At 40.3% G+C, this 14,800-nt stretch carries 16 protein-coding genes; 8 read left to right on the forward strand and 8 right to left on the reverse strand.

Annotated elements, in window-relative coordinates; all coding sequences use genetic code 11:
* Positions 1-37 precede the first annotated feature (37 nt).
* On the reverse strand, positions 38-970 hold the full coding sequence (locus tag AC570I_RS07465; protein ID WP_047799924.1) for an SPFH domain-containing protein: 933 nt from the start codon (positions 968-970) through the stop codon (positions 38-40).
* A 114-nt stretch (positions 971-1,084) separates the two neighbouring features.
* Between AC570I_RS07465 and AC570I_RS07470 the strand changes: the two genes are divergently transcribed.
* Positions 1,085-1,270, forward strand: a complete 186-nt coding sequence (locus tag AC570I_RS07470; RefSeq protein ID WP_497404972.1) for a hypothetical protein — start codon at positions 1,085-1,087, stop codon at positions 1,268-1,270.
* Positions 1,271-1,286: 16 nt separating this feature from the next.
* On the opposite strand, the gene AC570I_RS07475 is transcribed toward AC570I_RS07470, so the two are convergent.
* The 3 genes from AC570I_RS07475 to AC570I_RS07485 form a co-directional block, all read right to left on the reverse strand.
* Positions 1,287-1,472 carry a hypothetical protein gene (locus AC570I_RS07475; protein WP_497404973.1) on the reverse strand — a complete coding sequence of 62 codons (186 nt, stop codon included), beginning with the start codon at positions 1,470-1,472 and terminating at the stop codon, positions 1,287-1,289.
* Positions 1,473-1,516: 44 nt separating this feature from the next.
* Entirely contained in the window at positions 1,517-2,614 is a 1,098-nt protein-coding gene (locus AC570I_RS07480) for a CapA family protein (protein ID WP_497404974.1), read from the reverse strand.
* A gap of 109 nt (positions 2,615-2,723) precedes the next feature.
* A complete protein-coding gene (locus tag AC570I_RS07485; RefSeq protein ID WP_047799920.1) occupies positions 2,724-3,281 on the reverse strand; it encodes a C40 family peptidase in 558 nt (185 codons plus the stop codon).
* 589 nt (positions 3,282-3,870) lie between these two features.
* Here AC570I_RS07485 and pdhA point away from each other — a divergent pair.
* The 6 genes from pdhA to AC570I_RS07515 all read left to right on the forward strand — a co-directional run bounded on the left by pdhA (position 3,871) and on the right by AC570I_RS07515 (position 9,744).
* Positions 3,871-4,866, forward strand: a complete 996-nt coding sequence (gene pdhA / locus AC570I_RS07490; protein WP_047800375.1) for a pyruvate dehydrogenase (acetyl-transferring) E1 component subunit alpha — start codon at positions 3,871-3,873, stop codon at positions 4,864-4,866.
* A 30-nt stretch (positions 4,867-4,896) separates the two neighbouring features.
* Positions 4,897-6,558, forward strand: a complete 1,662-nt coding sequence (locus AC570I_RS07495; RefSeq protein WP_497404975.1) for a dihydrolipoyl dehydrogenase family protein — start codon at positions 4,897-4,899, stop codon at positions 6,556-6,558.
* Positions 6,559-6,762: 204 nt separating this feature from the next.
* Positions 6,763-7,314 (forward strand): cupin domain-containing protein, encoded by a 552-nt coding sequence (locus AC570I_RS07500; protein ID WP_497404976.1) that lies wholly within the window; start codon positions 6,763-6,765, stop codon positions 7,312-7,314.
* A gap of 67 nt (positions 7,315-7,381) precedes the next feature.
* Positions 7,382-8,614: a serine hydrolase domain-containing protein gene (locus tag AC570I_RS07505; protein ID WP_047799917.1), complete on the forward strand. Its 1,233-nt coding sequence runs from the start codon at positions 7,382-7,384 to the stop codon at positions 8,612-8,614.
* 88 nt (positions 8,615-8,702) lie between these two features.
* A complete protein-coding gene (locus AC570I_RS07510) occupies positions 8,703-9,008 on the forward strand; it encodes a YbaB/EbfC family nucleoid-associated protein (protein ID WP_047799916.1) in 306 nt (101 codons plus the stop codon).
* A gap of 58 nt (positions 9,009-9,066) precedes the next feature.
* A complete protein-coding gene (locus tag AC570I_RS07515) occupies positions 9,067-9,744 on the forward strand; it encodes a metal-dependent hydrolase (RefSeq protein WP_497404977.1) in 678 nt (225 codons plus the stop codon).
* 56 nt (positions 9,745-9,800) lie between these two features.
* On the opposite strand, the gene AC570I_RS07520 is transcribed toward AC570I_RS07515, so the two are convergent.
* Both AC570I_RS07520 and polA read right to left on the reverse strand, forming a co-directional pair.
* On the reverse strand, positions 9,801-10,142 hold the full coding sequence (locus AC570I_RS07520; RefSeq protein ID WP_497404978.1) for a hypothetical protein: 342 nt from the start codon (positions 10,140-10,142) through the stop codon (positions 9,801-9,803).
* A gap of 99 nt (positions 10,143-10,241) precedes the next feature.
* Positions 10,242-13,049 (reverse strand): DNA polymerase I, encoded by a 2,808-nt coding sequence (polA, locus tag AC570I_RS07525; RefSeq protein ID WP_497404979.1) that lies wholly within the window; start codon positions 13,047-13,049, stop codon positions 10,242-10,244.
* A gap of 141 nt (positions 13,050-13,190) precedes the next feature.
* Between polA and AC570I_RS07530 the strand changes: the two genes are divergently transcribed.
* Complete coding sequence (locus tag AC570I_RS07530) at positions 13,191-13,865, forward strand: hypothetical protein (protein WP_497404980.1); 675 nt, start codon at positions 13,191-13,193, stop codon at positions 13,863-13,865.
* On the opposite strand, the gene AC570I_RS07535 is transcribed toward AC570I_RS07530, so the two are convergent.
* Positions 13,862-14,425 carry a DNA-3-methyladenine glycosylase I gene (locus tag AC570I_RS07535; RefSeq protein WP_497404981.1) on the reverse strand — a complete coding sequence of 188 codons (564 nt, stop codon included), beginning with the start codon at positions 14,423-14,425 and terminating at the stop codon, positions 13,862-13,864. The two genes, AC570I_RS07530 and AC570I_RS07535, sit on opposite strands and share 4 nt — an antisense overlap.
* Complete coding sequence (locus AC570I_RS07540) at positions 14,418-14,759, reverse strand: carboxymuconolactone decarboxylase family protein (RefSeq protein WP_497404982.1); 342 nt, start codon at positions 14,757-14,759, stop codon at positions 14,418-14,420. Before AC570I_RS07540 ends, AC570I_RS07535 begins: the two co-directional genes overlap by 8 nt.
* Positions 14,760-14,800 lie beyond the last annotated feature (41 nt).

Consider the following 14,800-nt stretch of genomic DNA (forward strand, 5'->3'; position numbering starts at 1 on the left):
AAACTTCTCACAGGCTTTTTTTTATATTGAATTAAATTTAAGCTTTCTTTGCATTATTCTGGCTTTGTTGCATAGCCATCATTTCCTTCATGGTTTTATTCATGCCTTCAGTACTCCCGTCTAAGAAAATCACATTTCCTTCGCTATACTCAGCAAACTGTTTAATGGCTTCTGTCCACATGGTGAAAAGGATTACCGATGTATCCAGATTGGCTTGCTGCATTTCATGAGCAGCATTGGTCATACCCTTTGCAACTTCTTCCCTGAATAAGGCAATACCTTGTCCGCGTAACTGAGCAGCCTCACGTTCTGCGGTTGCAGCAATTTTAATCGCATTTCCATCCGCTTCTGCACCTTTGGTTTTAGTGATCAATAAAGCCTGACCTTCGTTTTCAGCAGCAGCTTTTAAATTATTTGAGGCTACAACCCGGCTCATCGAACGCATAATCTCTTCATCGAAAGTGATGTCGTTGAGTTGAAGATCCTGAAGATGATAACCCCATCCATCTAAAACCTGATCAATTTGTTCTTTTACATGGAGTACAATTTCATTTCTTTGGGCCAATACATTTGCCTGCTTTTGTGTGGCTACGTAAGCACGAATGGAACCTTCTATCGTCCGGATCAGGGCCTGCATTAAATTGCTTGCATCAACAAATTTGAAAGCCACATTTTTAATGGTTTCTTCATCCTGATTAATTACAGAATAAAGTAACATCGCTTTAAAATATACATTGGCCTGGTCTTGTGTAACCGCCTGAAAGGATAGCTCCACAGATCTGTTCTGAATGGAAATCCTCGAATAGATCTGTTCAATTAAAGGAATCTTAAAATTTAATCCTGGCCTAAGCAGGCGTTGGTATTTTCCAAAAACAGTTACTACTGCGATTGTACCTTGTTTAACAGTAACGAAAGAACTTAAAAGAATGAGAATTCCGATTACGACGAGAATGTAAATTGTGTATTGCATAATTAGATTTTTTTATGAAGTTATAAAAAAATCAACACAATGGTTTATCCTTTAAATCTTAACGCCAAAACAAAAGGAATTATTTTTTGTCTATATGATACTAAAATTTAAATCATGAACGTAAAAAGAACATTTGGTACTATACTGACCATATTAGGAATAATCGGTCTAATTTATGCGGGTTATGGTTTCGTAAATCACAGTCAGAATACCAGAGGGCTCATGGTATACGGTATTATCGGATTAATATTCTTTGTTTCCGGAATAGGGCTGGTAAAGAATACAAAAGACGAAGTATAATTGCTATCATTCGCTGCTAGAGTTGCTTTTTTTTCTGTTTTATAATCTGATACTGACTAAAAGCAACCAGGCAGCCTGCCAATATGATGATTCCTGCCGACCATAGGTTTTTTGGATTCTGATTAATGTAATAAGCAGCAGCCAGTAACAGTACGGCAGCCGCGATAGCAATAATATAATGAATAATCAGTCCTTTCTTCATAAAGCAAAGATTCTGAAATAAATCGGATTTGATGTAAAGGGAAACTAATCTTTTACAGTAATACGGTTGTTTTCGAACTGGAGTTGATGCCCGATGAAATCAGTATCGGTTAATTCCTTTATTTTTTTGAAGGCCCTTTCATTTTCATCAACTGTTAAACGGTTGATTTTGTCTTGCTGCACGGATACCACATCGGCATATAGAAAATCACCCTGAGCGTTGATTTTTAACCGGACCAGGGGTGCAATACCATTATTCCCTTTTAAGCTGAACATGCCGTAGGTGCAGAAATTTCCAAGACTGTAAGCAATGAATTTTTTCTTATAAACTTCAACCGCTCTGCTTACATGAGGGCCATGACCGAGCACAACATCCGCTCCCGCATCAATGACAGCATGTGCAAAAGCATAAACATTTCCCCGGTTTTCCTTATAGAAGATCTCATTACTCCGCGGCACATGTTCAAACCGGGCACCCTCTCCTCCACCATGAAAAGAAACGATTACAATGTCAGCCTGCTGCTTCAGCTGGGCAACCAGTTCCTTCGCTTCTGTGATTTTATTGATCGAGACTGTATTTTCATTGGGCGCAAAGGCACAAAAAGCATATTTAACGCTATCTTTCTCAAAAAGCTCGAAAGGCTTATTTACCTGCCCGGCATAATGAATTTCAAGAGAATCCAATAATCGCGCTGTATTTTTCCGTCCTTTAGCATCAAAGTCGCCGACATGGTTATTGGCAACACTCAGGACATTAAAGCCCGCTTTCTTATAAATTCCCGCATAGCGGTCAGGCATCCTGAACGCATAACAGCTGTTGGGATTAACGCCATTACACTTAGTAGAATTTCCAGAATTTAAAAAGCAACCTTCCAGATTCCCAAAAACTATGTCTCCTTTTAATAAACTATCTACAGCCTGAAAACTATTTATTGCATCATCTGGTGGCAGATTAGTTTTTGATGGAAAAGCAGACCCTAACATGATGTCGCCAACTGCTGTGATGGATATGGTATCTTTTATCTTTTTGGGTAGGGTATCCTGCACGGCAACCGGCACAATAACCTGGGCATTATTACTCGTGCAGCTTAATATCACAAGAATAGTCAATAAAGCAAAAATCAGATTACCTGCGAACTTCATGAATTGGTTTTAATGGTATAAAAAAATCCTCCGGAAATACTTCGGGAGGATTATATATTCTAACGTCGATGTAATTGGCTATTTGTGAATATCAATAACTGCAACGTAATTATTCTACTGTAAACTCTTTCTTAAATGATTCGAGCACCCTGCCGCCCTTATAGAAATACCGGCTATAGTAAGGCTCATTTAAATTACTGATGACCACACCACGAGAGCTGGATGCATGCGCAAATCTGTTGTCACCTAGATAAATACCAACGTGAGATATGCTTCTGCTTTTGATTTTGAAGAAAACCAAATCCCCTTCTTTTAAGTCCTCTTTTGATAAGGGGTCAACCATGCTAAAAATATCACGTGAATTTCTTCTGATGGTTGTGTTGAAAACTTTGTCGTAAATCGCTTTAGTGAAAGCAGAGCAATCTATGCCTCTTTTGCTCGATCCACCATAACTGTATGGAGTTCCGATCCACTCATAAATAAACTTGTATAGCTTTAAATTCGATGTCGCATCAACTGCAACGCCCATAACCTGCGAGAAATACTGAGAGGCTAAATTGTCGGGATCGTTTAATTCTTTACCAGATTCTTTTGTTTTTGTTTGCGCAAATGCGGCTGAGAACGTGCAGATAGCGATTAGGGATGAAAACAAAAATTTTTTAATCATGTTATACAGTTATGTTTGGGTATTCACTTACACAGTAACGTAAACCACATGGGCTTATTGTTGGTTGCCAAAAATATCAATTATACAAATGTTATCCAAATGTTAAATGTTAAAAAGTGAAAGTTATTAACATCTCCACCTTTTCAGCTTGTTAGGTAACGCATAACTGTTGAGGATATTGCACTCAAATTAAAATAGTTAAAATATTCCCGGCGTTTCCAGTTACCGGCAGCAATTTACGACACACTGTTATTTATTTTCTTAAAAAATTGCATAAAGAATTCTCGATTTTACCTCACCCGAAGGCACCCGTACCGATGATTTGGAGAAATTAATAAATTATGGTTAAAGACCATTTTGCAGAATTTAATTTCCCTTTCAATTCAATACATAATGAGATAAACCGCAAAGTTTAAAATCTTTAGAATGGCTGTTTTTTATAAAACAGATGGGGTTGTAAGACTTTGATTGTAAAACAACTGTTAATTCTACGATAAACTAAAGTTCCATAACGATTTTACACCTCAAAGTGCCAAAAATTACAATAAAAAAATTAGATTTGCTGTCGCAAAAAAACAAATACCCTAAAATGAGTGCAGTAGAAATAAATAAAGATACTTGGTTAAAGTGGTTCGAATCGATGTTACTAATGCGTAAATTCGAAGAGAAAACAGGCCAGTTATACGGACAACAAAAAATTCGTGGCTTTTGTCACCTATACATTGGACAAGAAGCTGTAGTTGCAGGTGCAATATCTGCAATGCAAAAAGGTGATTCGATGATTACAACTTACCGTGATCACGCTCATGCTTTAGCTTTAGGCGTAAGTGCTGACAGCATCATGGCAGAAATGTATGGTAAAGCCACAGGTTGCTCAAAAGGTAAAGGTGGTTCAATGCACATGTTTAGCAAAGAACATAATTTTTATGGTGGCCATGCTATCGTTGGAGGTCAGATTCCACTAGGTGCTGGTGTTGCTTTTGCAGAAAAATACAAAGGAACTGATAATGTTAACATTTGTTATATGGGCGATGGCGCTGTACGCCAGGGTGCATTAAACGAAACTTTTAACATGGCTATGCTCTGGAAGTTACCGGTAATTTTTGTTTGCGAAAACAATGGTTACGCTATGGGTACTTCAGTACAACGTACTACCAACATGACCGATATTTATAAAATTGGTTTAGGTTTCGATATGCCATGTGCTCCGGTTGATGGTATGGATCCTGTTGCTGTACACAATGCAATGGATGAAGCCATTCAACGTGCACGTAAAGGTGAAGGACCAACTTTCTTAGAAATGAGAACTTACCGTTACCGGGGTCATTCAATGTCCGATCCGGCTAAATACCGTACCAAAGAAGAGTTAGAAGATTACAAAGCAAAAGATCCTGTTGAACACGCAAGAGAAACCATCTTAAAAGAGAAATATGCTGATGAGGCATGGATCGAAGAAGTGGAAACAAAAGTTAAAGCGATTGTAGATCAGGCTGTAAAATTTGCAGAAGAGTCTCCTTGGCCAGATGCATCTGAGTTATACAAAGATGTATACATGACTGAGAACTACCCTTACGTAATGGACTAATATTAATAAGATTTCAATTAATTAGATATAATGGCTGATGTAATTAAAATGCCCAAAATGAGCGACACCATGACCGAAGGCGTTTTGGCGAAGTGGCACAAAAAAGTAGGCGATAAAGTGAAAAGCGGTGATGTTTTGGCAGAGGTAGAAACTGACAAGGCAACAATGGATATGGAATCTTATTGGGATGGTACACTTTTATACATAGGCGTAGAAGAAGGTCAGGCTGTTCCAGTTGATGCCATCATGGCCGTTATCGGTAAAGAAGGCGAAGACTATAAAGCAGCATTAGAAGCTGAAAAAGGTGGTGAGGCTCCAAAAGCCGAAAGCACTGAAGCTCCTAAAGCTGAAGATAAAAAAGAAGAAGCCGCTCCTGCTCAAGGTGGTGGTTTAAGCGAAGAAGAATTAGCTGCTAAAGGCGTAACGGTTATCCGCATGCCTTTGTTAAGCGACACCATGACTGAAGGCGTTATTGCTGAATGGCATAAAAAAGTTGGTGATAAAGTTAAAGATGATGACGTTTTAGCTGATGTAGAAACCGATAAGGCTACTATGGAAGTGATGGGCTATGCAACTGGTACTTTATTACACATCGGTGTAGAAAAAGGCCAGGCGGCTAAAGTAAATGGAATTATCGCTATTGTTGGTCCGGAAGGAACTGACGTAAGCGGAATTTTAGCAGGTGGTTCTGCTCCGGCTGCAAAAGCTGAAAGCAAAGAAGAAGCACCGAAAGAAGAAAAACAAGCTACAACTGCTGATTCTACTTCAGCTCCTGTTGCAGAAGGCTCTTTAGATAGCCGTGTAAAAGCGTCGCCTTTGGCTAAGAAAATTGCTAAAGATAAAGGAATCGATTTAGCACAGGTTGCTGGTAGTGCAGAAGGTGGACGTATCATTAAAAAAGATATTGAAAACTTCAAAGCCGCTGCTGCTCCGGCGAAATCAGAATCAGCTCCATCATCGGCTCCGGCCGCAGAGAAAGCTGCTCCTGTTATTCCGACATTTGTTGGAGAGGTAAAATATACTGAAGCACCGGTTTCGCAAATGCGTAAAGTAATTGCAAAACGCTTAGCTGAAAGTTTGTTTACTGCCCCACATTTCTACTTAACTGTAAGTATTGATATGGATAATGCAATGGCTGCCCGTACGGCGATCAATGCAGTTGCTCCGGTAAAAGTTTCTTTCAACGATATCGTAATTAAAGCGGTTGCTGTTGCCTTGAAAAAACACCCGGCAGTTAATTCATCATGGGGTGGTGATAAAATCCGTTTCAATGAGCATACTAACATTGGTGTAGCTATGGCTGTTGAAGATGGTTTATTGGTGCCAGTAGTTCGTTTTGCTGATGGTAAATCATTATCGCACATCTCTGCTGAGGTAAAAGATTTTGGTGGAAAAGCAAAAGCTAAAAAACTACAACCTGCAGATTGGGAAGGAAGTACTTTCACAGTTTCTAACCTGGGTATGTTTGGTATCGATGAGTTTACATCGATTATTAATTCTCCAGATGGTGCAATTTTATCTGTAGGTGCTATTCAAGCGGTTCCTGTTGTTAAAAATGGTGCTGTAGTTCCAGGTAACGTAATGAAATTAACTTTAGGTTGCGATCACCGTGTGGTGGATGGTGCAACCGGAGCACAGTTCTTACAAACCTTAAAAGGTTTATTGGAAGAGCCAATCAGGTTACTGGCATAAGCGATTAACGATCATTTCAGCCCCCCGGCTGATTAACATATTAAGCCATTCCTTCTTCAGGAATGGCTTTTTTAATTTAAGGGCTATGGAATTAAAATGTCCCGCAGATTAAGATCATGCAAGGCACATTGATCTAACGAAGCGATCGAAACAAATCTTAAACCCTTTCTCCTCTAATTTGTTACTTAATGAAACACCCTCATTATGGATAAAGAAAAATTAGTACAGGAAGCCTATCTGGTAGCACATAAAATAGAAGAAAACGGTAATTTCCCCAATAACCCAAATCTTCCTTTAATGATTTATAAAGGTGCCTTTCTCCTTCATCCTGATGAAACCGAAGAGGCCATTAAAAAGGTTTTTGCACAAAATGGCTATACCAATGCCTGGGTAGATGGTATTTTCGACTATCAGCACTATCATAGCAACACACATGAGGTAATGGGTGTATTCTGTGGTAAAGCAGAAGTTCAGTTTGGTGGGGATCATGGCGTTTGCATTGAGCTTGACAAAGGCGATGTAGTGGTGATACCAGCAGGCGTGGCCCACATGAAATTAAAATCGAGCGAAGACTTCACTGTAATAGGCGCATACCCCAATGGAGCAGATTACAATATTAAATATGGTAAGCCAGAAGAACGTCCTGAAGCCGATGAGGAAATTACGAAAGTTAAAAGCCCTGATAATGACCCGGTTTACGGCACTAAGGGACATTTATTCGAATGCTGGTATAACCAAAACTGCGCAAATGTTTAAAACTCTTTCGTTTTAACCGTCTAAATTCTTTAATTTTCGGGTTTTAAATACACTATCCTCGATATAAATGAATTTTAGATACATATGTTCAGCATTAGCCCTCTCCATAAGCTTAATCACCGCATGTAATAGTAAAAAATCTGAAGAGAAAAAAGCTGCCGATGCCAGAATACGCGTTAAAGAAGACGATAAAGCAGATAGCCTTCTGATCGCTTATAACCCTGCGAAAGGGGATAAATGGATTGGAGATTTTGTGGACAACCTTCATAGAAAATACGCTTTCAACGGGAATGTACTGGTGGCAAAGGATGGTAAGATATTGTATGAAAAAGCCGTGGGCTGGGCAGATTACCTGCATCGCGACAGCTTAAAAATTGATTCTGAATTCGAGCTGGCTTCCATTACTAAAACATTTACCGGAACAGCTATTATGCAGCTGGTTGAGGCAGGAAAGCTCTCCTTAAATGATAACGTTAAAAAATTTTTTCCAAACTTCCCTTATGAAGGTATTACGGTAAAACTATTGCTTACCCACCGCAGTGGAATGATGAACTACGTCTATTTCATCGACGACATATGGCGCAAGGAGAAACGAAATATGAAAAAGGGCGTAACCAACCAGGAGGTTATGAATATTATTGCCGAGCGTAAGCCCAATCCATATGTTAAACCCGACAACCGCTTCCACTACAACAATTCGAATTTCATGGTGTTGGGTGCGATTATAGAAAAGGTTACCGGACAGCGTTACTCCCAATACATGATGGAGCATATCTTCAAACCTGCAGGAATGAAGCATACACATGTTTACAGTACCACTGAGTATGAAAAAATCCCGGTAGATGTGGTTGGACATGACCGCAACAGCTGGAGATATTCCGTAGCGCAAAACTTTTTAGATGGCCCGGTTGGGGATAAAGGAATTTACAGCACAGTGCATGATCTGGTTTTATACGATAAATATTTAAAAAACGGCCGGTTGCTTACCAAAAAAAGTAGCGACTCATCTTATGTGGGGCGAAATAAGCCTGTTAATGGTCACTTTAATTATGGATACGGCTGGAGAATGTTTGACGGGGAGAAAATGGATAAGGTAGTCTATCATACAGGCTGGTGGCATGGTTTCCGTCACATCTACGTACGTGATCTCAATAAGAACATTATCGTTATATTTCTCGGCAACCTCACCAATGGTAGTCTGATGCATTTAGATGATCTTTATAAGCACCTTGATATGCCCATCATCCGTAAGGGAGCATACCATGGAAATGGCAGCTTACCAGGCAGTGATGAGGACTAGTGTCATCATCTTAACCTAAAGATGATATAAATTCATCTTTACAAAACACAATTTACCCTAATTTCGTTTGATATTAAAATAACAGATTATGTTTGATAAATTAATGGCGGCACAGCAAAAAGCCGAAGAGATTAAGAAACGCTTAGATACTGTATCCGTTTACGGAGAAGTAGAAAACGGAGCGATAAAAATTACCTCTACTGCAAATAAAACCATTACCGGTGTAACCATCAACGAGGAGTTTCTAAAACAGGCAGATAAAGAAGAGCTGGAAGAACTTCTTTTAACTGCGATAAATAAAGCTTTAGCCAGTGCAGAGCAGGTAAGTGCTACGGAGATGCAGGCATCAGCAAAAGATATGCTTGGTGGTTTAGGTGGAATGTTTGGCGGTTAAGACCAAACCATAAACTGAATGAATACATCATTATACCCCACACTTAAATCCAGATAGAATGAATTTCACCTATTACGGCCAGTCATGCTTTTTAATTGAAGCAGAGGGCAAAAAATTCCTTTTCGATCCTTTTATTAAATCAAACCCCTTAGCCAAGGATATCGATTCTTCGAAAATCGAAGCCGACTATATCCTGGTGAGTCATGGGCATGGAGACCATGTTGCAGACTTAGTGGAGCTGGCAAAACAAACCAATGCTGAAGTAATTGCCATGGTTGAAGTTGCAAAATGGATTAGTGAGCAAGGCATTGAAAAAGTCACCGGACTTAACTTTGGCACGCAACAGTTTGGCTTTGGCAAACTACGTACAGTTTGGGCTGTACACAGCAGCTCAAATCCTGATGGCAGCTATGGTGGTAACCCGGCAGGCTTCGTGCTTACCCTGGAAGGAAAAACAATCTATTTTGCCGGCGATACTTCTTTAACAGTAGAAATGAAGTTATTGGCTGAATTGTACAACCTTGATTATGCCATCTTACCGATTGGCGGGCATTATACAATGGATGTGGACGACGCGATCATAGCGGCCAAATATGCTGAATGCGATCAGGTAATTGGCGTACACTACAATACTTTCCCGCCAATCAGTATTGACACTGAAGAAGCAGTGGCTAAATTCAAAAGGGAAAATAAAACTTTATTGCTTCCTGCAATTGGTGAAACCATCATCCTGTAAAATAAAAAAGGGCCCCGACATGTATTGTGCGGGACCCTTCAATTATAAACCTAAACCTAATTCTTTTTAGCGGCAGCTTTATTTGCTTTGTACCGCATATCTGCTGTACCGTCTTTTTTTGTAGGACCTGCAACTTTGGTTACTGCCTTAGCTTTATTTTCTTTAAAACGCATATCTGGTGTACCATCGGCCTTTACTTTGGCCGCTGTTGTAGTCGTTTTAGTTTCAACTTTTTTCGCTTCTTGTTTCACGCCTGCTTTAACCGGAGCAGTAGTGGTTTTTACTTCTTTTTTAGCAACAGTTTTAGCTTTAGCAGGAGCTGTTGCGGCAGGTGTTTGAGCAAATGCTGTAGTCAAACCAAATGCTGCGATTGCGATTAAACTTAATAACTTTTTCATACTCGTTGTTTAATTTTTAACTCATTAATTTGTTGATATAAAATTGATTAATCGGGATGAAGTTTTAATGAAGTTAGTTATTATTGGCGAAATAAAAAATTAGTGCGCTTCCAGCCAGTTCTCTCCCTCACCAATTTCCACTACTATCGGAACGGTCAGTTTTATCGCATTGGCCATTTTATCCTGAATAATTGCTTTCATGATCTCTTTCTCCGATTTCACCACATCGAAAACCAACTCATCATGCACCTGCATGGTCATTTTAGATTGCAGCTTTTGTGCTTTCATTTCCTGATGGATATTGATCATCGCAATTTTGATCATGTCTGCAGCAGAGCCTTGTATCGGCGCATTAATGGCATTTCGCTCCGCGAAACCACGTACAGTCTGGTTTGCCGAATTGATATCCCTCAAATAACGTCTTCTACCCATAATCGTTTCTACAAAACCATTTTCCCTGGCAAAGTTCATGGTATCACTCATGTATCGTTTTATTCCGGGGTATTGCGTAAAATACTGGTCAATGATTTCGGCAGCCTCTTTACGTGGAATGCCCAGATTTTGAGAAAGCCCGAATGCAGATTGCCCATAGATAATTCCAAAGTTTACGGCTTTCGCATTCCTGCGCTGTGTACCGTCTACCTCTTCGATACTGACGCCATATACTTTTGCCGCTGTTGCCGTGTGGATATCGATGCCTTTATTAAAAGCATCAAGCATGTTCTCTTCTTTACTGATTTCCGCAATAATGCGCAGCTCAATCTGCGAATAATCTGCAGATAATAAAATATGGTTTTCGTCGCGGGCAATAAATGCTTTCCGTACTTCTCTCCCACGTTCCGTACGGATTGGAATATTCTGAAGGTTTGGATTGTTGGAACTTAACCTTCCGGTAGCAGCCACTGCCTGATTATAGGAGGTGTGTACCCGTCCGGTTTTCTCATTTATCATTAAAGGCAGGGCATCAACGTAAGTCGACTTTAACTTTTGCAGCTGGCGAAAATCCAGAATATCCTGAACGATATCACTTTTACTGGCCAGCGCTGTTAAAACATCCTCGCCAGTTTGATATTGCCCGGTTTTGGTCTTCTTCGCCTTCGGATCCAGCTGAAGGTGATCAAATAAAACCTCACCCAGTTGTTTTGGAGAAGCGAGATTAAATTTAACACCTGTTTTGTCGAAAACGCTTTGCTCAGCTTTCCTGATTTCAATTTCAAGTTCTGCAGAGTAGCTTCTGAGCGTATCCATATCGATACGTACACCCTGCATTTCTATATCTGCTAAAACATAAACCAAAGGATTTTCTATTTCCGCCGCAAGCTTAGCAGCATTTAACTCTTTTAATTTAGGTTCAAACACATGGGCAAGCTGCAGGGTAACATCAGCATCTTCTGCCGCATAATCCACTACATCTTCTACCGGCACATCACGCATAGTGATCTGGTTCTTCCCTTTAGCACCGATCAGTTTGGTGATGGAAATCGGTGAGTAACCCAGGTAATTTTCAGATAGCACATCCATTCCGTGCCGCGTATCCGGATCAATGAGGTAGTGTGCCAGCATCGTATCAAAAATCTTCCCTTTTACTTCGATGTCATACCACTTTAATACCAGAATATCATACTTGGTGTTCTGGCCAATCTTTTCAATCTGCTCATTCTCCAGTACTACTTTGAATTCGTTAACAACTGCCTGAGCTTCATTGCTATCTGAAGAAACAGGAATATAATATCCCGTACCTGGTTTAACCGAAAAGGATAAACCAACCAGTTCGGCTGTATTTGCATCTGTTCCTGTGGTTTCAGTATCAAAAGAGATTCTGGGTTCTGCAAGCAACAATTTTATCAATTCAGCACGCTTCTCTGCTGTATCTATCAGCTGATAATCGTGCGCTGTATTTTCAATCGTGTTCGCCGGAAGCTTTTCAGCAGGTTCCTCTTCCAGTGTATTGGTATATTGAATGGTTTCTCCAGATTGATTTCCAAACAGGTCAGTTTGTGTGCCCTCTTGAAATCTTGCTGTAGTAACTGAAAACTCATCCCCGAAAACACGGCGACCAAGTGTTCTAAATTCCAGCTCAGTAAAAAGTGGTTCTAATAAGTCACGGCTTGGATCGCACAATTCCAGACTATCCTCGTCCAGTTCAACCGGAACATCGAGTAGTATGGTGGCTAACTTTTTGGAAAGCAGCCCCTGCTCTGCGAAGTTCTCTACATTTTCGCGTTGCTTTCCTTTTAGCTGATGTGAGTTATTGATGATTTCCTCCATCGAGCCATATTGTTTAATCAGGGCTTTAGCTGTTTTCTCGCCAATTCCAGGAATACCAGGAATATTGTCTACCGCATCACCCCACAAACCCAGGATATCAATCACCTGTAAAACATTTTCAATTTCCCATTTCGCCAGCACTTCCTTTACCCCCATGATTTCCATGTCGTTACCCATACGGGCAGGCTTGTAAATGAAAATATTTTCAGAAACCAGCTGGGCAAAATCTTTATCAGGTGTCATACAAAAAACCTGATAGCCTTTGGCTTCTGCTTTTTTCGCTAGCGTACCAATAATATCATCAGCTTCATACCCGTCAGAGGTGATAACAGGAATATTGAATCCGGTAATCAACTTAATTACGTACGGCATTGCTGCCGCCAGATCTTCAGGCATGGCCTGTCGCTGTGCTTTATAGGCTTCAAAGGTCGTGTGTCTTTCTGTAGGCGCTTCAGTGTCGAACACCACTGCAATATGAGTGGGCTTCTCTTTCTTTAAAACATCTAATAGTGTATTGGTGAAGCCCATTACTGCTGATGTGTTGATGCCTGTTGAGGTAAAACGCGGATTTTTACTTAACGCAAAATGCGCCCTGTACATTAGCGCCATCCCATCCAAAAGAAAGAGTTTTTTGTTCATGTTGTAAAAATAACCAATTTAGACATACCGGTAAAATGCTTTATCCACAATTTCCGGGCTTCTGTTAAATGTAATCTTCAGTCGTATTATATGATAACATTTCAAAATTAGTTCCGTTATTTGTGAACCAGTCATACGATTATGAAATTTATACTTTCCGCTATTTTTATACTTATCTCCTTTATTAAGCTTTCTGCTCAGGATTTTGTTGTAAAAAACAATGATGAAGTAATCCGGGGAACAATAAAGGGTACCGATTACTACTCGGTGTACATCAGTGAAAACGATGAGAAGGATGTATTTTTGCTTGCTAAGGATGTAAAGAATTTCTTCTGGAATGGGAATAGTTTCCTCAGCAAGGGTTTTGCAAATGGCAAAAATTTCGAGTACCGTTTTGTGAAGGTCATTGAAATGGGCACGGTAAACCTTTACGCTTTTGGCGGAGGAACGCTGACACCACAAGTCAAACAAAAAAAGGTGAGGTTTAGTCCGTCAGTAGGTATAGGTACCGGAACAGGTGGGTTTGGCGGTATGGGTATGGGCGGTGGAATCAGCATCGGTGGAGGCAGAAATTCTGCTCCTGAACCTCCGGCAGGTGCGTCCGTAGTGCGATACTTTATCGAAAAACCAGGTACAGGCCCGCTACAGGAAGTACCAATGAAAGCCATTACCGACGAAGATAAAGAAGCTGGTGTAAAAGCTATTCTGATTCAAAAGCTGGGAGATAAACCAGCAGTTAAAGCCACTATTGAAAGCAGTACCGAATTCAACAGCAGGGATGTAATTAACCTGGTGAAAGTGTATAATAGCAACTAGGATCTGGCACAACAGGTGAGGAGGTGATCGTTGACCATTCCGGTTGCCTGCATAAAGGCATAGCAAATGGTGGTTCCGAAAAACTTAAAACCCCGTTTTTTCATGTCTTTACTGATTTGATCTGATATCTCAGTTCTTGCGGGCACATCACTCATCTGGTTAATTTGATTCTGAATGGGCGTTTTTTGAGGCATAAACTGCCAGAGATAGGTAGAAAAACTGCCGAACTCTTGCTGAATCGAAAGGAATAACCTGGCATTTGTGATTGCCCCGTTCACCTTTAAACGGTTGCGGATAATGCCCTCATCTTTCATTAACCGTTCAACATCCTGATCATCAAACAAGGCAACTTTTTCTACGTCAAAACCAGCAAAGGCCTTACGGTAATTTTCGCGCCTGCGTAGAATAGTGATCCAGCTCAAACCCGCCTGGGCTCCTTCCAGAATCAGGAACTCAAACAACGTTTTATCATCGTATACCGCCTTTCCCCACTCTTCATCGTGGTATTTAATGTAAAGCGGATCTGAAGACGCCCATGAGCAGCGAATGATATTATCCATTCAACTCATCCCAATATTCCACTGCCCGTCTGTAATGCGGAATAACAATACTGCCACCAACCAGATTAGCAATCATGAAAATTTCATTCATCTCATCGCTGTTTACACCTGCATCAAAACATTTGCCTAAATGGTACTTAATGCAATCATCACAACGTAACACCATCGAAGCCACTAAACCCAGCATCTCTTTGGTCTTTACATCCAAAGCGCCGTCTGCATAGGAAGTGGTATCCAGCGCAAAAAACCGTTTAATGTTTGTATTTGCGGTCTCCATGATCCTATCGTTCATTTTCTCCCGATAGCCGTTAAATTCTTCTACTAATTTGCCCATGTAAATTTAATTATTGAGTAAGTGACTTATTGAATGTGTAA

The organism is Pedobacter sp. A2324 (assembly GCF_059693705.1).

Bases quoted from the DNA above. Each gene is read 5' to 3' on its own strand.
- AC570I_RS07465 (WP_047799924.1), bottom strand. From the start codon at position 970: ATGCAATACACAATTTACATTCTCGTCGTAATCGGAATTCTCATTCTT.
- AC570I_RS07470 (WP_497404972.1), top strand. From the start codon at position 1,085: ATGAACGTAAAAAGAACATTTGGTACTATACTGACCATATTAGGAATA.
- AC570I_RS07475 (WP_497404973.1), bottom strand. From the start codon at position 1,472: ATGAAGAAAGGACTGATTATTCATTATATTATTGCTATCGCGGCTGCC.
- AC570I_RS07480 (WP_497404974.1), bottom strand. From the start codon at position 2,614: ATGAAGTTCGCAGGTAATCTGATTTTTGCTTTATTGACTATTCTTGTG.
- AC570I_RS07485 (WP_047799920.1), bottom strand. From the start codon at position 3,281: ATGATTAAAAAATTTTTGTTTTCATCCCTAATCGCTATCTGCACGTTC.
- pdhA (WP_047800375.1), top strand. From the start codon at position 3,871: ATGAGTGCAGTAGAAATAAATAAAGATACTTGGTTAAAGTGGTTCGAA.
- AC570I_RS07495 (WP_497404975.1), top strand. From the start codon at position 4,897: ATGGCTGATGTAATTAAAATGCCCAAAATGAGCGACACCATGACCGAA.
- AC570I_RS07500 (WP_497404976.1), top strand. From the start codon at position 6,763: ATGGATAAAGAAAAATTAGTACAGGAAGCCTATCTGGTAGCACATAAA.
- AC570I_RS07505 (WP_047799917.1), top strand. From the start codon at position 7,382: ATGAATTTTAGATACATATGTTCAGCATTAGCCCTCTCCATAAGCTTA.
- AC570I_RS07510 (WP_047799916.1), top strand. From the start codon at position 8,703: ATGTTTGATAAATTAATGGCGGCACAGCAAAAAGCCGAAGAGATTAAG.
- AC570I_RS07515 (WP_497404977.1), top strand. From the start codon at position 9,067: ATGAATTTCACCTATTACGGCCAGTCATGCTTTTTAATTGAAGCAGAG.
- AC570I_RS07520 (WP_497404978.1), bottom strand. From the start codon at position 10,142: ATGAAAAAGTTATTAAGTTTAATCGCAATCGCAGCATTTGGTTTGACT.
- polA (WP_497404979.1), bottom strand. From the start codon at position 13,049: ATGAACAAAAAACTCTTTCTTTTGGATGGGATGGCGCTAATGTACAGG.
- AC570I_RS07530 (WP_497404980.1), top strand. From the start codon at position 13,191: ATGAAATTTATACTTTCCGCTATTTTTATACTTATCTCCTTTATTAAG.
- AC570I_RS07535 (WP_497404981.1), bottom strand. From the start codon at position 14,425: ATGGATAATATCATTCGCTGCTCATGGGCGTCTTCAGATCCGCTTTAC.
- AC570I_RS07540 (WP_497404982.1), bottom strand. From the start codon at position 14,759: ATGGGCAAATTAGTAGAAGAATTTAACGGCTATCGGGAGAAAATGAAC.